Genomic DNA, 18,204 nt, shown 5'->3' with positions numbered 1-18,204 from the left:
TAGTAAAATAATATACTTATGTTTTTTTTGCGGTTTACCTCTGAATACGTCATTGAAACTTATCGATCAAAATAAATACTCGCTTTTGTGCGATAAGTTTTCTACATACACATATTTTTATATTTTAAAGCTTTTGTATTGGCATAAACATCAATGCCTTTCCTAGTGGAGAAGGAGAAATTAAAAGCCTCTCCCCTAGGAGGAGGGGAGAGATTTACCACCAAATACGTTCACCTTTCTCATTAACTCGTGCTTGACGAATTACATCAGAAATCTCTTCTGCATCTTTTACATGATGAAGGGCTTTTTTGTCACCTTCGGGAGTGTCTACCACAAAGTAGGTGGGAACTGTAATTTGATCACCTGTAATATCAGGGACATCTACCGCAACTTGTTTGGCTTTTTCTTCAATTGATTGAGGTTCATCCGCAATTCTATCTCCTGGATTTGCGGTTAATTTCCTTTCTTTAACATTTGGTTTTTCTCTCGAAAAGCTATCGTCACTTACTGGCTGATTAATTTCATTGTCTTGATGATTATTAGTCATGACTTTTTCCTTAATCCAAATTTGACTATTACTAATATCAATCTAAACAATCAAAGGTGTAAGTAGCTCTTTCTTTGGAGATAGTTTGAGGTATTATTGTTGATGACTGGATATGGAATTTGGAGACGAAAGTATAAATAGAAAATATCCAGAATACAGAAGAATTTAGGCGTGAGGATAAATCTCAAGTGGTTTTATACCGACGCTTACCAACTACCAACCTAAATTTAGATAACTAGTAAATTGGAATTATGTAGGGCTTGCTGAATAAAGATAAAACCTAGATGAATCAAGGGATTCAGGGGTAAAAAAGGGTAAGAAGGTGCAAGCAATAGACATTAAAACCATCAAAAACTGCTCACTTTTCCTTCTAGATAAACTATTCTCAGCTGCTTCTAATTCTTCCTCCTGACTCCTGACTCCTGACTCCTGACTCCTAACCCCTAACGGAAAGACTTTTTCAGCAAACCCTATGTATGCTTCTCAAGAAGGATAATTTACTAGTTAAATTGTGCAAGAATAAAAATCAGGAACACCTTTTATGTAGGTGGAACCATGACAGATAAAAATATAAGAATTGTTTCTTTAATTCCTAGTGCGACGGAAATTATCGCCACACTGGGGTTGTCAAAAGCTATTGTAGGGCGATCGCATGAATGTGACTATCCCCCGGAAATAGCAAATATCCCTGTATGTACTCAAGCAAACTTCAACGGTACTGCTCCTAGCCACGCCATTGATGAGCAAGTAAACAGTATATTGCAATCTGCTTTAAGTATCTACAAAATTAAAGTTGATGTTTTAGAGCAATTGCAGCCAACGCATATTATCACCCAAGATCGGTGTGATGTGTGTGGTGTCAGATTACCAGAAGTTGAAAAGGCTGTCACCGAACTTACCCACAGTTCACCCAAAATTATTTCTTTACAACCTAACACACTACAGGATGTGTGGGGAGATATTGAGCGAGTTGGTCAAACCTTTGGGGTAGACTCAGTAAAAATACTGGAAAATTTAGAAGCACGAGTCAAAATTTGTAATCGTAAAATCCAAGGACTTTCTGTCACCGAAATGCCTACAGTCGCTTGTATTGAGTGGACTGAGCCTTTGATGACGGCTGCAAATTGGATTCCTGAATTAATCAATTTGGCAGGTGGACAGACGTTGTTTAGCTTTATGGGTCAACCTTCTGCTCATTTAAACTGGGAAACTTTGATTACCACCAACCCCGATGTGATTATTTTCATGCCTCGTGGCTTTGATTTAAGACGGACTCAGCAAGAAGCAAAATTGTTAACTCAACGTCCAGAGTGGCAAAAACTGCACGCTGCTAAAACAGGTAGAGTGTTTGTGACCGACGGTAACGCCTACTTTAACCGTCCTGGTCCGCGACTGGCTGATTCTGTGGAAATTTTAGCAGAAATTTTGCACCCAGATATTTTTCAATATGGTTATAAAGATACTGGATGGCAAACTTTACAAAAGTGAAATCCTCCTACACTGTATGCGTCACTATACAGTGTAGGCTTCTCCACAATTCCGGCTATCACTATTACAACCGCAGAAAAACTAACTCTGGAATTCCTCAACTTGACCAAGACGGCGGATGTTAAGAATGTCACTCATTTTCTTAATTTGAGCAAACAAGTGTTCTAATTGAGAGCGATCGCGGATATCAATACCCAAATCCATCAAAGCTGGTTGTCCCAAAGCTGTTTTCACGTTAGCATGACGCACATTTATACCTTGATCACTCAACCGCGATAAAATATCTTTTAATATTCCTACTCTATCAAGAGTCTCAATTTGAATATCAATTGGGTAAGTGTGAGGACGGCCGTGATTTTCTAAAGCTGAGTTCCATCTCACGGGTACTAAGCGTTCACATTCCACATTTTCCACATTATGACAGCCTTGGCGATGGATAGATATACCGCGTCCCCGTGTTACTACACCAATAATTCCTTCCCCAGGAATCGGCGTACAACATCCAGCGACATGATAAACCAAGCCTTCTACCCCAAGAATCGGCGAATCACTTGCACGGGAAGTAGGAGGTGGCGTATCTCGTGAGGTTTTCGATGTTGACTCCTTGGGTATAAAGGGTATGACATCTGCCACGGGTTGATCAGCTTTCACCACATCTCGCCACCGATTCAATACCAGGTTTAAAGTAATCTCTCCGTAACCTAAACCTGCGAGTAAATCTTCAACACTATGATAATTGCACTTTTCGGCTACAGTCTGCATCGCATCAGATTTGAGCAAATTATCAAAACCAGTTTTACCAAGTTCCTTTTCTAATAAATCCCGTCCTCGCGCCACATTTTCTTCCCGGCGCGATCGCTTGTACCATTGTTTAATTCTATATTTCGCCGCCGAAGTCCTGACAAAATTTAACCAATCCAAACTGGGATGACTATTCTTTTGAGTAATCACATCAACAATATCCCCATTATGCAATCGCGTTGATAATGGCACCATCCGCCCATTCACCCGCGTACCTGCACAATGGTTCCCCACCTCTGTATGAATTCGATAAGCAAAATCTATACTCGTAGAACCGGGACTTAGAGGAACCACATCCCCCTTAGGGGTGAAGACATAAACATCATCTTCAAATAGATTGTCCTTAACACTATCTAAATATTCTTGCGCGTCTTTTAAATCACTTTGCCATTCCAGCAATTGCCGCAACCAAGTAAACTTTTCATCTGAACCTGTTAATTGGTTATTACTGGAACCACCTGTTTCTTTATATTTCCAATGCGCTGCAATCCCATATTCAGCCACATGATGCATATCCACAGTCCGAATTTGCACTTCCAAAGGGCGGCCAGTCAAACCAATTACCCCAGTATGCAACGACTGGTAACGGTTCGGTTTAGGCAATCCAATATAGTCTTTAAACCTGCCAGGAATGGGGCGAAAAGCATCATGAACTACCGCCAAAGCCCGATAGCATTCCTCATTAGTTTGCACAATTATTCGCAGGGCTGCCAAATCATAAATTTCATGAAATTCTTTTTGCTGCTTATGCATTTTTTGATAAATGCTATAAAGATGTTTGGGGCGGCCACTAATATCCAAACACTGAACTCCAGCTTGTTGCAAACGCGCCCGCAAAACATTCGTAGCTTTAGCCAGTTTTTCTTCCCGCGCTGTCCGTTTTTCAGAAACGTGCTGCTGAATTTCACGGAAAGCATCGGGTTCCAAATACTTAAACGCCAAATCCTCCAATTCCCATTTCATTCGCCAGATACCCAAGCGATTGGCTAAAGGTGCAAAGATATCTCGCGTTTCCTGGGCGCTGCGGCGACGGCTTGCTTCTGACATATACTGCAAGGTTCGCATATTATGCAAACGATCTGCCAACTTCACCACAATTACCCGAATATCTTTAGCCATTGCCAAAAACATTCGCCGGAAATTCTCAGCTTGGCTTTCGGTTTTGCTCGTGAAATTAATTTTAGAAAGTTTGGTGACACCTTCCACCAATTGCCTTACTTCTGCCCCAAAATGCTCTTCTATTTCTTCAATTGTAACTTCTGTATCTTCAACTACATCATGAAGAAAGCCAGCTGCTATCATAGCAGGACTGCCTCCCAACTCGTGCAGCAAGCCAGCTACAGCCACTGGATGGGCAATATATGCTTCTCCAGATTTACGGAACTGTCCCTGATGCAGTTGATAGGCAAATTGGAAAGCGCGACAGATTAAAACCATATCACTATGCGATCGCTCATTTTCCGGTTCGCTGCTTTTTGCTGATGTTTCTCGTAAACATTTCTTAAGCCATTCCGGAAGATTGACATCAACTGAGGAATCAAGAAGTAAGCTGCTCATACAAGAGAGATTATAAGTTTTTGGTGGATTTAGTGAGATATAGACGCAAATTACAGCATCGTCTCCAGAAGATGCTGTTGCCCTACAGACGGGTAGAAAAAACAGTGTGAGGATGACTTTCTAATTGCCTGTGATCATCATCCATTGCAGGTGTCGAGGCACATAAGGCAGAATATCCATAGATTGCAAACAAAGCCTCAAAGTATGATTCGAGGCTTTTAGTTTGATTGAGTCCTTAAAAAAGTTTATTGTAGAAGAAAATTTTCTTGACATTAATACTATCTTAACTAGCACTGGATGTCTCTGAATCTTGATAAATATCAGGAATTTGCAACATTACTAGAGCAACTACGCTCTGATGTTACAAAAACTCTGCTAGATGCTCCTACCCTACGGCAGCGTCTGGCCATTTTGCAGCAATGGTTTGTCCAACAAATTGTTCCTTTAGCCGATGTAGAATATCGGGAGCAGTCTTATCAAACGGAGATGAGTAAGCAACTGCGTCTCTTGGAAATAGATGTAATGTTTTTCCAAGGTGCAAAGCAGTCTGCAACAGCACAAGCGAGACTAGCAACTATTGAAGAACGCTTATCAACTCTGATTAGATATTGCCATGCCATACTCCAACCAGAAGAGAAGGGGGAAAAATAACTACTGCTTTCCTTTTTCTCTATTTACAGCGGTTTCCGCTCTTATGAGGTACATCTTAGCCCCCTCCTCGCTTGCGGGGAGGGGGTTGGGGGTGGGGTTCTTTTACCTCATAACACCGGGAAGTGCTGTAAGTACATAATGCCACTTATAACTGACATGAGACTGCTACCAAAGTAACAATAAAATGGTAGGTTGATTTCAGCAACAGCGTAACCAAACAACAACTTTGATTTTCAGAATGTTGAGTTACCATACATCAACTCAACCTGACTTGAAAATAAGACCCCACCCCTAACCCCTCCCCGCAAGCGATGAGGGGAATAAGAAGTTTTTTTTCATGTGTTTTGGTGTACGCATTTCATGATGGTTACTTAGGTAGAAAAATTATATGTTTACTAGAATACGCCTGTTTTTAAGTCGATTTTTTCATAATTCTCAAACAATCAATAATGAACCTCTAAATAAGGTAAGTTTGATTGTGATTATTTTGGTTGATATTTTTATTTTAATCAATGTTTTTACAGGTTTAGATAATATTAGCAGATGGCATCTCAGCCCTGCACAAGCTTATCCATGCTATTCAGAATGGAATAGTTACAACAAACAAACTACTAAAGATAAAGACTTTGAAATTCTTAGGAATTCATTGCCATATAATACAAATACTCAATCGAATTTCAGGCAAATCTATCAACAGCAAGAAATAGGACATTTGGGTAAAGTTTCGGAAATATGTTTGAACTATGGCGAAGCTAAAGATAAACTGAATAATTCCGAGAATCGCCAAACTCTAACAGCTATAAATCAGACAAAAGATAATATCAATAAATTATCACAAGCAAATTTAAATATTCGCAATCAATATGATTCAACGCTGTTAGAAAAAATTGCTGGACAGTCTCCAGGAAATTCTATTAATCAAGTTGGAGCAGAAAAAGCTAAACAGGAATTAGATAACAATAACCGTAAAATTTCTACATTTAAACAGAAAATTGCTAGTCTGCAAAGTCAACTGTTAACGAAACCAGAAACTATTGATTTTTTATCTTTTCTCAAAGATGAAACTAAATTTACGGAAGTTGACAAAGGCTATCAAAATGCATCATTTTGGTATCCCAGTCTCCAACTGATATTTCAATCTGTTTTTCTTCTCCCTCTAATTATTATCGCTTTATTAGCGCACCAATTTAGCGTCAAGAGAGGATATGGACTGATAGCTTTAATTAGCTGGCATTTGCTGGTGATATTTCTGATTCCGTTGATTTTGAAAATCTTTCAATTTCTGCAAATTGGTGCAATTGCAGAGTTCATTTTCAATATTATCAGTCAAATCTTTGGTAGCTTGCTGTTTCTGATTAGTTATGTTTATATCTTTTTAATTCCCCTGGTGGGTTTTGGGCTAATCAAATTCTTTCAGACAGTTGTCTTTAACACTAAATTTCAAGCTGCTAAAAGAGTTCAAAAATCACAATGTATTAACTGTGCAAAAACGATTAAAAGTCATGATGCCCATTGTCCTCATTGCGGTTATTATCAATATGTTGAATGCCATAATTGCCATAATTTAACTTACAAAAAGTTGCCTTATTGTTATCATTGTGGTGCTGATCAAAATCCGAATCATTCTTAAAGAACCCCACCCCAACCCCCTCCTCCTTCGGATGATGCCTCCGGCACACCTTCGGTGAACACCAGTCGCCTACGGTGGGAAACCCGCCTACAGCGCTGGTTCACCGCTTGCGAGGAGGGGGCTAAGATATATCTCATTCAAGTGCATACCGCTATAGAACAACTACTTTCACTAATCTGATAGACTATCTTAAATTTACGATTTTATATAAACAGGCAGCGTCAGGCTGATAATTAACTATGAGTGAAGCTTTATTTAATGTTGAAAATCTCTGCGTAGCTTATCCCCAACGCAACGGAGAAGAAGCAAGCTGGGCGGTTGACAATGTATCTTTTACACTCCAACCAGGTGAAAGAATGGGTTTGGTAGGAGAGTCTGGTTGCGGTAAATCTACTATTGGACGGGCAATCATGCGATTGTTACCTTCTTCTAGTTGTGTTGAAGGTAAAGTAAATTTTCAGGGACAGCCTGTTTTAGATTTAACACCGCTTCAGATGCAGAAGTTTCGGGGTGAAGCGGTGGCTTTGATTTTTCAAGACCCAATGACGCGCCTTGATCCGTTGATGACGATTGGTAATCATTGTATTGAAACTTTACAAGCCCATTCACCGGAGTTATCAAAACAACAAGCGAAAGAAAAGGCTTTAGCGACTTTGGAAAAAGTGAAAATTCCCGCTAGTCGTTGGAGTCAGTATCCCCATGAGTTTAGCGGGGGAATGCGTCAACGGGTGGCTATTGCACTCGCTCTTCTCCTCAATCCTAAACTCATTGTGGCAGATGAACCCACAACCAGCTTAGATGTCACGGTTTCTGCACAAATTCTGAAAGAGTTAACGCGATTGTGTGCTGAGGAAAATATGGGATTGTTGTTGATTTCCCATGATTTAGCAATGGTGGGGGAATATTGCGATCGCATTGGGGTCATGTATCAGGGTAAAATGGTAGAAATGGGGAAAACGGAAACTGTATTTAAACAACCCCAACATGAATATACCCGTTCTCTATTAAAAGCAGCTTTGCTCATTCAAGCAGTAAATGATCATGAAGAATTGGCAATTGATAATAGAGAAACAAGCCAATCACCAATTCTGAAAATCACAGAACTTAAGCAACATTATACCATAGAACCGAATTTTATTGAACGCTTATTTAAAGGAGAAGGACAAACAATTAAAGCTGTAGATGGAATTAATTTAGAATTGTATCCGGGAGAAATTTTAGGACTAGTGGGAGAGTCGGGTTGCGGGAAAAGTACGCTTTCGAGAACTATCTTACAATTAATTCGTCCTACATCTGGAAAAGTCGAGTTTTTGGGACAGGAATTAACGAGTTTGTCACCTCAAGAAATTCGTTCTTCCCGTAGACAAATCCAAATGATATTTCAAGATCCCCATGCTTGTTTAAATCCAGCTATGACGGTGGGACAAAGTATAGCAGATCCTTTATTAATTCACAATTTAGCTAATACCATACCAGCCAAAGAACAGGTTTTATGGATGTTGGAAAAAGTAGGTTTAACACCAGCAGAACTTTATTACCAGCGTTATCCCTCTGATTTATCTGGGGGACAACAACAACGGGTAGCCATAGCACGGGCTTTAATTACTCGTCCTAAACTGGTAATATGTGATGAACCGGTAAGTATGTTAGATGCCAGCGTACAAACACAAGTTCTCGATTTGATGCTGCAACTAAAGGCAGAATTTGAGTTAACTTACCTATTCATTACCCATGATTTATGGTTAGCGCGGTTTTTGTGCGATCGCATAGCAGTGATGAATGGTGGTAAAATTGTTGAACTAGGACAAACAAAACAAATTTTTTCTCATCCTCAACATCCCTACACCCAAACCCTATTAGCTGCTGCACCTTTATTAGCAAAAGCGTAAGAATTTAGACGATAGATATTCAGTGTTTTCAATCATCAATCAACAATTACCAATTACCAAAGTAATTAATGTCTAAAAATCCGTCTTCCAAACCTTACACAACCAATACCAATCAATCAGATAAATGGCAAGAAAGAGTAGCACAAATAGCATATCGCTTCAATCAACAATATCAAAATCAGAAATTTGAAGTACCAGACGAAGTACAAGCAATGCCAATATTTCGGGAATGGAGTACTGGCATATTAACCGATAGAATTGTATCGCCTTTTTGGGAAATTGCTCAACCTCAAAAAAACCAACATTGTTTAGATATTGGTTGCGGTGTCAGTTTTTTAATTTATCCTTGGCGAGATTGGCAAGCATTTTTTTATGGACAAGAAATTAGTAATATTGCCAGAGATACTCTTAATTCTCGTGGTTCGCAATTGAACTCAAAACTTTTCAAAGGTGTTGAGTTAGGAGCGGCTCATCATTTAAACTATCCTTCAGAACAGTTTGACTTAGTAATTGCGACGGGGTTTAGTTGCTATTTTCCCCTAGAATATTGGAATGCTGTATTGTTAGAAGTCAAACGGGTTTTGAAACCAGGTGGACAGTTTGTATTTGATATTCTTAATTCAGCACAACCTTTAGCAGAAGATTGGGCGGTTCTAGAAACTTATTTGGGTGCTGAGGTGTTTCTAGAATCTACGACTGACTGGGAAAAAACAATTAAAGCTGCGGGTGCTAAAGTAGTCAAACGGCAATTAGGAGAATTATTCGAGTTATACAAAGTCCGATTTTGATATCAAATTCTGGACATTATATTTGAACAGATTATCTATACATCTACCTTCTTTCTTCCCCATTTTCTGCCTCAATGAATAATTCTCTCCATTTATATTGAATAAAATCAACACAAAGGCTGATAATTTTTACTGTGACAGTGTATTATTTGTGAAGATTTTAACAACAATTTTCCCAAGTAGCAGCAATGATTATTCGCCATGCCAGAGAAACTGATTTACCTGCCATTGTAGGAATTTACAACGCTGCGGTTCCCAGCCGCATGGCGACAGCCGATTTAGAACCTGTATCTGTGGAAAGTCGTCTGGCTTGGTTTAAAGGACGAGTCCCTTCACAACGTCCGCTGTGGATAATTGAGACAGAAGGTTTAATTGCGGGATGGTTAAGTTTTCAATCATTTTACGGCAGACCGGCTTACCATTCAACTGCGGAAATTAGTATTTACATTTCCCCAGATTTTCAGGGATGTGGTTTGGGAAAGCGACTTTTAACAAAAGCAATTGATGAAAGTCCAAATTTAGGTTTAAAAACTTTAGTGAGTTTTATCTTTGCTCACAATCAACCGAGTTTAGGATTATTTACATCTTTTGGTTTTCAGCTTTGGGGACATTTGCCCAGAATTGCCGATTTGGATGGGGAAGAAAAGGACTTAATGATTATGGGTTTACGGGTTGGGGAGTCACATTAAATAATTCGTAATTCGTAGTTAAATAAATTTAACCTGGAGTCTGTTAGAATTACCATATGCTAAATCTCTTCACTTTTTCTCAGAATAAACTGGAATTATTCACCACTAGGGATGTCGATGCAGTACTGACAAAGATTGATAATTCCTGCAATATCTGGTTGCGCTGTATTAACTTCCGCGATCGCACTGGAACAGCTAGAATTATCAAGTATTTTGGACTTAATCCATCTCGTGTTGACATGATTTTCAACCATTCCCCTATAGGAATTGATGAAGATATGGAAGATTGTTTATTTAACAGCTATGAAATTCTGACTCATAAAATCAAAAATCGGGAATTTGAGGTAGCCCGTGGTAGTATTGTGGTGGGAAGCAATTTTATCATCACCTTTGAAATCACGGAAGTAAAAATATTCAGTATCCTCACTAACAATCTTCAAAAGCAAAATTTAGATATTCAAAAGTGGGGAGTTGACTATATTTTATATTTTATATTTAAAGATATTTTGAATAATTACCATACTGTATTTGACTATATTTCTAGAAAGCTTGATGATTTAGAAGATGAAGTTTTAGATAAATTGGGTGATGATTCAACCTATCAAAAAATTGCCACGATGAGGCAATCTACTCGTGTTGGAAGGCGCAATTTTCAAAGCATAAAGTCACTTTTAGTTATGATGGATTACGACGATTTCCAATGGATTACCCCACCTGTGAAGGCACTATTTAATCAAGAATTGGCTCATCACATTGATAATCTCTGGCAAGAATATCTGGCTTTGAGAGCCTGGATGTCAGAATTAATGGAAATTCAACGGGATAATGTGGCCAGTGAAACTAGTGAACGAATTAATCGTCTAACTATTCTCTCAAGCATATTTTTGCCCATCACTTTTATTTCTGGCTTCTATGGTATGAACTTCAAATATATGCCGGAATTAGATCAACCTTGGGCTTATCCTGCTATTATCAGCATCATGGTATTAATTGTGATTTCTAGTATTGTCTATGCTAAACGACAACGTTGGTTGTAGTCAGCAAGATTGATTACACTGAGGTAGAAATCTAGTTACCATTGAAAACTAGGTAAAAAGTTCACGAAACAAGATTTTTAATAAATTAATTGTTTAATTTTTAATTGTTTAATTTTTAATTGTTTACACCCTATCCCTAGCTGGTGGCACAATACCAAACCTATTTAATCCTGCATCAATATCTCTCAACAACTTAAAATCATCTTCCGGTAAAGGATAACTATTACTACTAACTAAACCCCCCATTGGCTGTTTTTCCAAAAACGAAAATGCTTGCCGAAACTGTTGAGGTTCTGCTTTAACTGGGGCATCAAAATGACAGGAAATAATCCAATTAAAATCCCAATTTGCAACTTGATCAGCCCAATTTATAGTTTCTCTGGGTGCGCGATTTAAAATCAAACTTTGTAAAATTGGTGCAACAAATAAACGTCCGTTTCCACGCAATACATCAAATGAATTTTGCCAATTTTCTTGCCATTGGAAAGGGAAAACCCCAAAATAAGCTTTTCTAGAACGTTCTGGGGCTTTCTGGGCATCCCGTAATACTTCACCCCATGTGGGAATTGCTAACACACTGGGTTGAAAATACAATGCAAACAAAGTCACACGCTGCCATCCTTTACGGCGATTGGCTTGGGTATCTGCAACTACGTCAGAGGCTTTGTCTTTGGCGTGGTACAACAACGGATAGGGATCGAGTTGGACTATGGCTGGCGGGTTTGCTGGTACAGAAATTATGGTATCTGTAAGTAAGAGAGTGTGCGATCGCTTGTGGAAAAAAGCTACCTCTGCAAACTTGCCTGGCCCCAAATTAATTGCTCCCAATATGGCATAATCAAAATCATCCGCAAAAGGCGCTTTTTGGCTATTTATTGGCAATTTCTGAGTCCGGTTGCCAGGTAAACCCAACCAACTCAAAGGCAAATTTAGGGGAAAACTCCACTGTTCGGGTGCAACAAATACCTGTGCATTGGCAAAACATCGCGCAAAGGGGCCAACAAATACTTTATGTTCTATTCCCGATATAGTGGGCAAAATAATATACTTAACATCGCCGTGTTCTGCTACCAACTCATTTACCAAACGGACACATTCTCCGGTTGGTGCGACAGGTGCATAAACGAGCAAACCGCCTTTTTCTAGCTTTACTACAGTCATGCGAATTGGCACAACTACGTAGAAAATCCCTTGTAACTGATCAAAAGTCCAAATGGTATCTTTTACCACCTCTTTACGGATTGTCCGGCGTTTACCATAAGGGTAAATTGGCACAACAGGCCAGAAGCGCCATGAAACGTCCTGGGGATTAACATTTTCTATATTGACTATTTCTTCACCGTTAGTCACTTTGCCAACCTCTCTCAATTCCCAATGCTTAGATTTTTATTTGCTTTTCTAAATTTGGAGTTTAGCAAATTATTGAGCTAATAATTTAATTTTTCATTTAATTTTGTCACAAATCAAAGTAGGATAATATAGCAGATGCAAAATTGCTATGACTATAATCACTGCTAAATTGACTATTAAAGACTATCATCCAATAATTGCTTCTTGAAATAGCCCCAGATTCTATCCAGGATTTAAACCTTGATAGAGCTATTTTGAATTGTTAACTTGCAGACTTACTTAAGGTTTCACAACTTACAGCAGTTTTCATGTATTTGTACCACACGCTAATTTTTCTATTCCTTCCTTTGCGTCTTTGCGCCTTTGCGTGAGATATTAAGATGTGGTTCATTTACCCGAAAATCGCTGTAACAAAAGTTATATCAAGTTAGCAGACAATTTATCTAGAAATGACTACTGAGGCAGGGAATCGAGTTAATCCAGATGAGGAGAGTTAAGGACATCTATGTTGAACGAGTCTATTTTTGCAGATATTCAAAACCATTGGGCAAAAGCCTCTATTCTTGCGGCGGCGGGGAGAAATATATTAAAAGGTTATCCAAACGGTACTTTTCGTCCAGATGCACCTGTGACTCGTGCTGAATTTGCGGCGATTATTTACACAGCCTTACCGAAACAGGCATCATCTCGTCCGGGGATTACCTTTACAGATGTACCCGCTAATCATTGGGCAGCTAAAGCGATCGCTTCAGCATATCAGACAAATTATCTATCTGGGTATCCCAATCGTTCTTTCCAACCGAATCAACCAATCCCCCGTGTGCAAGCTTTAACGGCTTTAGCTTCAGGGTTAAATTATAGAGCAACAGAAGAGCCGGTCAATACGTTAAAAAAATATTATGATGATTTTGGGCAAATTCCCAATTACGCTGTAAGTGCGATCGCAGCCGCAACTGAAAAGGGCATAGTTGTTAACTACCCGAACATCCGACGTTTGCAGCCCAATACAAACGCTACTAGAGGCGAAATAGCAACATTTGTTTGTCGAGTTTTAGCAATTCCTACAGTACCTTACAAGTATCTTCCTGGTATACAATTGTTCGTAATTCCTCCACAATTTGAGTCAGCCGATACTTTTGTGGAGGGATTAGCACGAGTCCAAAAAGATAATTTGTGGGGTTATATCGACAAAACCGGAAAATTTGTAATTCCCCCACGATTTGATGAAGCTAATTCTTTTTCAGAAGGATTGGCATTAGTAAGAGAAAATATCAATAAATCAAGCTCAATCTAATTCATGGAAATTCGCGGTATTTGGATTACTACAACAGCCAGTCAAGTTTTTAACTCCCGACAAAATATTGCCGAGGCTATGAACTTTCTCGCCGACACTGGATTTAACGTTGTCTTTCCTGTTGTTTGGAATAACGGCACAACAACTTATCCCAGCCGAGTTATGCGAGACAACTTCGGCATAGAAATCAATCCTCGTTTTCAAGGTAGAGATCCTTTAAAAGAATTAATTGAAGAAGCAAAAAGAGTTAATTTAGCTGTTATACCTTGGTTTGAATATGGCTTTGCTAGTTCCTATCAAAAAAATGGGGGGACAATAATCGCTAAAAAACCAGAATGGGCAGCGCGTGACTATGCTGGAAATTTACTTAATAAAAATGGTTTTGATTGGCTAAATGCACTTGATAGCGAAGTACAAAACTTTCTCCTAAGTTTATTTATAGAAGTTGCTAAAAACTATGAAATTGCCGGCATTCAAGGAGATGATCGCTTTCCCGCTTTACCAAGTGAAGGTGGTTACGATAAAAAAACTGTAGAACGCTATCGTCAAGAATTTAATCGACTACCACCAGAAAATTCTAAAGATCCACAATGGTTACAGTGGCGGGCTGATATTCTTTCAAATTTTTTAACCCGCTTCTACCAAGAAATAATTAATATCAATCCGGAATTAATTATTTCCATGTCTCCAAGTCCTTTTCCTTGGAGTTACGAAAACTACCTGCAAGATTCTCAAACTTGGGTTGATTTGGGATTAGTTGATTTAGTTCATCCACAGTTATATCGCCGAGAATTACAAAGTTATAAAAGAGAAATAGATAAACTCATAACTACTCAATTTACTAAACAACAATTACCCCAATTAATTCCGGGTGTCCTTTTAAAAAGTAGTACGTATCGCATTGATACACAACACTTATTTCAGGCACTAAAATATAACCGTTCTGTTGGTATTCAAGGGGAAATTTTCTTTTTCTATGAAGGTTTACGAGAAGATAATAATGCTTTAGCTAATGTTTTAAAATCCAGTATTTACTCTCAACCCGCTGGAAAATTTGACCCGAAAGAAATTAAGAAGTATAGCTTTAGTCAGCGGCGAATAAATAATAATTATGCTTACATAAATAAATCTCAGTCAATTAGCCTCAAGGCAAAATTTGATTGGGTTGAGTCATTTTCTGATGGTATGGCAGCCGTCAAGATGGGTTACAAACACGGTTACATTGATAAAAAAGGTAAACTTGTTGGTAGGCTTCAGTTTGATAGTGCTGCACCTTTTTCAGAAGGATTAGCCTTGATAAAAATTAAGGATAAATATGGCTATATTGATAAAACTGCCAAACAGATACCTACATTACAATTTGATGATGCTAAGTCATTTACTGAAGGCATGGCAGCAGTGAAAATTGCTAATAAATGGGGCTATATTGATAAAAAAGGTACAGTTGTTATTGCTGCTAAATTTGATGATGCTAAGTCATTTACTGAAGGCATGGCAGCAGTGAAAATTGCTAATAAATGGGGCTATATTGATAAAAAAGGTACAGTTGTTATTGCTGCTAAATTTGATGATGCTAAGTCATTTACTGAAGGCATAGCAGCAGTCAAAACTGCTAATAAATGGGGCTATATTGATAAAACAGGTAAAACTATAATTTCCTCTCAATTTGACGATGCTACAGATTTTTCAGAAGGATTTGCATTAGTTAAACTTGGTAATAAATGGGGCTATATTGATAAAACTGGAAAATTGATTATCAAGCCGCAATTTGATGAAGCTGATATTTTTTCAGAAGGTTTAGCCCCTGCTAAAATGAGAGGTAAATGGGGATATATTAATCAGTTTGGTGAGTTTATAATTCCCCCAAATTTAGATTTTGCTAAACCTTTTTCTGAAGGCATGGCATTAGTTAATGTTGGTGGAGAATTAAAACAAGATCAAGAACAAGGCAAAGCATCTTTGATAGGTGGTAAATGGGGATATATTCGTAAACCTTAATAATCCTCAATTGCCATAACTAAACAAGTTTATTCTACTTCACTTGGTCTGAAAAATATTCTGTACCATTTTCTTCTCCACCCTATCAGCAGCATTATCCAACTCTATCATCTCACCATCACTTAAAAACCAACCCAAAGCGCCAATATTCTCTTTTGCTTGTTCCAAATTCTTCGCCCCAGGAATGGGAATTGTACCTTTACTAATACACCAATTAAGAGCAACTTGAGACATAGTTTTATTTCTAATATTTGCTATTTCCTGCAAACATCCTAAAAGCGGTTTCATTCCTGGCAATAATTGTTTACACAACAAACCGCGAATACCTTTAGGAAAAGTACCTTTTTCGGAAAACTTACCTGTTAATAAACCCAACCCTAACGGACTATAAGCAATTAATTTAATTCCCAAATTATCACAAACTTCTTTTAACCCTAATTCCGTCACTGGATAGGTAGATAAAAGGGAATATTGCACCTGCAAAGTTTTAATTGGTATTCCTCGTTCCTGAAATCTTTTATGCACCCATTGTAGTCGTTTTGTACCGTAATTAGATAATCCTACACCTTTCACTAAACCTTGCTCATACAAATCTGCTAAACCATCTAATAATCCCACTTCTTGCCAAGGTGCATAATTAGCTGTAGACCAATGCATTTGCACTAAATCGACATTTTTACCCAAACGTTTTGCGGAAGCATTACAAGCTGATATAATTGACTTTCTTGTCCATCTCCAAGGGTAAGCAGCAAGCTTAGTGGCAATGCAAATATTGTCTTTATTTATCCCTTCGTATTCTCTTGCAAAACGCCCTAAAAGTAATTCACTGCGTCCGTTTAATTTTCCTGTTCCGTAAGAATCACCAGTATCAAACAGCGTGACACCATTACTCACACACAGGTTAAATACCTGTTGTAATTGGTCGTCCATGCTTTCATTGTATCCCCAGAGGAGTTGGTTTCCCCATGCCCAAGTCCCGCAACCCATAGCAGGAAGGGAGAGTTTTTCATTAGTTTGCATCGTTACTAGCTATAAAAAGTGCATATATTAGCAGTTTAGTATAGTTGGGGTGAGCGAGCGCACTAATAGTTAGGATTCAGATCAAACTAAGTTAGATTAAGTTAGATGATGATGCAGATTTTATCTTGTATCTTGATTTAATTTAGTAAGCCTCAAATCTTCTACTATCGTAGTAAAAAGTTAGAAAAGTATCATCATCAACCAATATTCCTAAAATGATATCGAGGTTTTCTCGAAAATAGGGACTACCAGATTCTTCGTCATTACTAATAATATGCTCATCCAGTATTTCTACAACAATAGCTGGCTGATTTTTATAAGGATATTTTCTATTCTTGAGATTTGCTTTCCATTTCACTAGTTGTCCTACTTGAAAAGAATCTTTTTTGAGGAAATTATTGCAAGCTGTTTGCAGTTGAGTTATGTATTCCTCTCCATAGCTTTCTTTTTCTGTGGCAATTTCTTCTTCGTCTTCTTCAAAGTTACCATTTTGGAGAGATTGCACTAATGCACCTATTAAGTCTTGGCTAGAATTTTGTTTTTCGCTCATACGAATTATTTAACTCCCTATCTAGAATAAGCTAATTGATCACTTTTTGAATGATAATTATCTGGTATTTTAACACTTTTTTCAAATGAGCTACGATTTATTTTTCCAGGATTGGGAAAGATGTAATTATTATGTTCGTTCGATTCTAACATTAATGCTGGCAGAGAAGACCAGATTTTCTTGCTCATTTTGCTTAATAACCTAGTTTGACGCAATCTAATTTCTTCTTTATTTTTTACTCCTTCCACTACATAAAATATTTTAGGAGGCAATAAATTATAACTAGCGGGTACAACATCTAATAACCACCAGTCAAACAATTCACGTCTACCGTAAGAACCTGGGAAAATCGCATAACCTTCTAAGCAATCATCTAGAATTTCTAAAATTGCTTCTACAGATTTATCATAGTCAAGAACTCGAATTGCATTATAAAAAACATCTAATGCTTCGCTAATTGCTTGAAAATTCGCTTCTTTTTTCTGAAAATAAGATTCATGAGATTTAAATATCGCGTTAATAAATTTATCAAGTTTATTCTGATTTATCCTCTTAGTTGAATCTTTAATAGATTCATAGAAAAATTCCTCCATTAATTGAATAACTGTTTTAGGCAAATTATTATTTGGATCATAATATTCTAAAGTAGGTTCTACAGCTAAACTGATGATAAGCGTCATCCATATATATCGAAGATGGTTGATTGACTGATTTCCATTACCAAAAATTTCTATAACGGCTTTTAAATCATCTTCTAATGAAGCTATACCATTACTCTCTGGTTCATATAGTTCATCATAACGTTCTAACTTAATTTTATTAAATAAACACTGAAGATCAACAGGAATTCTATTGAATAATTCCTGTTGATAATTTTGATTTTGAATTATTTTTGATATCATAATCAATCTCCTC

At 37.8% G+C, this 18,204-nt stretch carries 15 protein-coding genes; 9 read left to right on the top strand and 6 right to left on the bottom strand.

Features of this window, described 5'->3' with window-relative positions:
- Nucleotides 1–214 precede the first annotated feature (214 nt).
- Entirely contained in the window at nt 215–547 is a 333-nt protein-coding gene (locus tag A9Y75_RS08400) for a hypothetical protein (protein WP_071189114.1), read from the bottom strand.
- Nucleotides 548–1,102: 555 nt separating this feature from the next.
- Here A9Y75_RS08400 and A9Y75_RS08395 point away from each other — a divergent pair.
- Nucleotides 1,103–2,035, top strand: coding sequence for a cobalamin-binding protein (locus tag A9Y75_RS08395; protein WP_071189113.1), 933 nt, complete (start codon nt 1,103–1,105; stop codon nt 2,033–2,035).
- A gap of 81 nt (nt 2,036–2,116) precedes the next feature.
- Here the strand turns inward: A9Y75_RS08395 and A9Y75_RS08390 are convergent, their stop codons facing one another.
- Nucleotides 2,117–4,393 (bottom strand): bifunctional (p)ppGpp synthetase/guanosine-3',5'-bis(diphosphate) 3'-pyrophosphohydrolase, encoded by a 2,277-nt coding sequence (locus A9Y75_RS08390; protein ID WP_071189112.1) that lies wholly within the window; start codon nt 4,391–4,393, stop codon nt 2,117–2,119.
- Between the two features lie 297 nt (nt 4,394–4,690).
- Between A9Y75_RS08390 and patD the strand changes: the two genes are divergently transcribed.
- From patD to A9Y75_RS08360, 6 genes are all read left to right on the top strand, one after another.
- Nucleotides 4,691–5,044, top strand: a complete 354-nt coding sequence (gene patD / locus A9Y75_RS08385) for a heterocyst frequency control protein PatD (RefSeq protein ID WP_071189111.1) — start codon at nt 4,691–4,693, stop codon at nt 5,042–5,044.
- 388 nt (nt 5,045–5,432) lie between these two features.
- A complete protein-coding gene (locus A9Y75_RS08380) occupies nt 5,433–6,674 on the top strand; it encodes a zinc ribbon domain-containing protein (RefSeq protein ID WP_071189110.1) in 1,242 nt (413 codons plus the stop codon).
- Between the two features lie 239 nt (nt 6,675–6,913).
- Nucleotides 6,914–8,563: an ABC transporter ATP-binding protein gene (locus tag A9Y75_RS08375; RefSeq protein ID WP_071189109.1), complete on the top strand. Its 1,650-nt coding sequence runs from the start codon at nt 6,914–6,916 to the stop codon at nt 8,561–8,563.
- Between the two features lie 68 nt (nt 8,564–8,631).
- On the top strand, nt 8,632–9,351 hold the full coding sequence (locus tag A9Y75_RS08370; protein WP_071189108.1) for a class I SAM-dependent methyltransferase: 720 nt from the start codon (nt 8,632–8,634) through the stop codon (nt 9,349–9,351).
- Nucleotides 9,352–9,539: 188 nt separating this feature from the next.
- Nucleotides 9,540–10,040, top strand: coding sequence for a GNAT family N-acetyltransferase (locus A9Y75_RS08365; RefSeq protein WP_071189107.1), 501 nt, complete (start codon nt 9,540–9,542; stop codon nt 10,038–10,040).
- 56 nt (nt 10,041–10,096) lie between these two features.
- A complete protein-coding gene (locus A9Y75_RS08360; protein WP_071189106.1) occupies nt 10,097–11,077 on the top strand; it encodes a CorA family divalent cation transporter in 981 nt (326 codons plus the stop codon).
- Nucleotides 11,078–11,200: 123 nt separating this feature from the next.
- Here A9Y75_RS08360 and A9Y75_RS08355 read toward each other — a convergent pair whose 3' ends face one another.
- Entirely contained in the window at nt 11,201–12,427 is a 1,227-nt protein-coding gene (locus A9Y75_RS08355) for a DUF4336 domain-containing protein (protein ID WP_143046382.1), read from the bottom strand.
- Between the two features lie 505 nt (nt 12,428–12,932).
- Here A9Y75_RS08355 and A9Y75_RS29490 point away from each other — a divergent pair.
- Both A9Y75_RS29490 and A9Y75_RS08345 read left to right on the top strand, forming a co-directional pair.
- Entirely contained in the window at nt 12,933–13,721 is a 789-nt protein-coding gene (locus tag A9Y75_RS29490; protein WP_071189104.1) for an S-layer homology domain-containing protein, read from the top strand.
- Between the two features lie 3 nt (nt 13,722–13,724).
- A complete protein-coding gene (locus tag A9Y75_RS08345) occupies nt 13,725–15,719 on the top strand; it encodes a WG repeat-containing protein (RefSeq protein WP_236721359.1) in 1,995 nt (664 codons plus the stop codon).
- A gap of 39 nt (nt 15,720–15,758) precedes the next feature.
- Here the strand turns inward: A9Y75_RS08345 and A9Y75_RS08340 are convergent, their stop codons facing one another.
- The 3 genes from A9Y75_RS08340 to A9Y75_RS08330 form a co-directional block, all read right to left on the bottom strand.
- A complete protein-coding gene (locus tag A9Y75_RS08340; RefSeq protein ID WP_071189103.1) occupies nt 15,759–16,739 on the bottom strand; it encodes an aldo/keto reductase in 981 nt (326 codons plus the stop codon).
- A 142-nt stretch (nt 16,740–16,881) separates the two neighbouring features.
- Nucleotides 16,882–17,289, bottom strand: a complete 408-nt coding sequence (locus A9Y75_RS08335; protein ID WP_071189102.1) for a hypothetical protein — start codon at nt 17,287–17,289, stop codon at nt 16,882–16,884.
- Nucleotides 17,290–17,306: 17 nt separating this feature from the next.
- Nucleotides 17,307–18,191: a hypothetical protein gene (locus A9Y75_RS08330; protein WP_071189101.1), complete on the bottom strand. Its 885-nt coding sequence runs from the start codon at nt 18,189–18,191 to the stop codon at nt 17,307–17,309.
- Nucleotides 18,192–18,204 lie beyond the last annotated feature (13 nt).

Source organism: Trichormus sp. NMC-1 (genome assembly GCF_001858025.1).
Taxonomy (GTDB): Bacteria; Cyanobacteriota; Cyanobacteriia; order Cyanobacteriales; family Nostocaceae; genus Anabaena.
Note: the sequence above shows the minus strand (reverse complement) of the source record. Positions and strands in the feature narration are given on the sequence as shown.

What these genes read in the sequence shown, in the direction of transcription:
- A9Y75_RS08375 (WP_071189109.1), top strand. Translation starts at nt 6,914, where the DNA reads ATGAGTGAAGCTTTATTTAATGTTGAAAATCTCTGCGTAGCTTATCCC.
- A9Y75_RS08400 (WP_071189114.1), bottom strand. Translation starts at nt 547, where the DNA reads ATGACTAATAATCATCAAGACAATGAAATTAATCAGCCAGTAAGTGAC.
- A9Y75_RS08345 (WP_236721359.1), top strand. Translation starts at nt 13,725, where the DNA reads ATGGAAATTCGCGGTATTTGGATTACTACAACAGCCAGTCAAGTTTTT.
- A9Y75_RS29490 (WP_071189104.1), top strand. Translation starts at nt 12,933, where the DNA reads ATGTTGAACGAGTCTATTTTTGCAGATATTCAAAACCATTGGGCAAAA.
- A9Y75_RS08330 (WP_071189101.1), bottom strand. Translation starts at nt 18,191, where the DNA reads ATGATATCAAAAATAATTCAAAATCAAAATTATCAACAGGAATTATTC.
- A9Y75_RS08340 (WP_071189103.1), bottom strand. Translation starts at nt 16,739, where the DNA reads ATGCAAACTAATGAAAAACTCTCCCTTCCTGCTATGGGTTGCGGGACT.
- A9Y75_RS08390 (WP_071189112.1), bottom strand. Translation starts at nt 4,393, where the DNA reads ATGAGCAGCTTACTTCTTGATTCCTCAGTTGATGTCAATCTTCCGGAA.
- A9Y75_RS08335 (WP_071189102.1), bottom strand. Translation starts at nt 17,289, where the DNA reads ATGAGCGAAAAACAAAATTCTAGCCAAGACTTAATAGGTGCATTAGTG.
- A9Y75_RS08380 (WP_071189110.1), top strand. Translation starts at nt 5,433, where the DNA reads ATGTTTACTAGAATACGCCTGTTTTTAAGTCGATTTTTTCATAATTCT.
- A9Y75_RS08360 (WP_071189106.1), top strand. Translation starts at nt 10,097, where the DNA reads ATGCTAAATCTCTTCACTTTTTCTCAGAATAAACTGGAATTATTCACC.
- A9Y75_RS08395 (WP_071189113.1), top strand. Translation starts at nt 1,103, where the DNA reads ATGACAGATAAAAATATAAGAATTGTTTCTTTAATTCCTAGTGCGACG.
- patD (WP_071189111.1), top strand. Translation starts at nt 4,691, where the DNA reads ATGTCTCTGAATCTTGATAAATATCAGGAATTTGCAACATTACTAGAG.
- A9Y75_RS08370 (WP_071189108.1), top strand. Translation starts at nt 8,632, where the DNA reads ATGTCTAAAAATCCGTCTTCCAAACCTTACACAACCAATACCAATCAA.
- A9Y75_RS08365 (WP_071189107.1), top strand. Translation starts at nt 9,540, where the DNA reads ATGATTATTCGCCATGCCAGAGAAACTGATTTACCTGCCATTGTAGGA.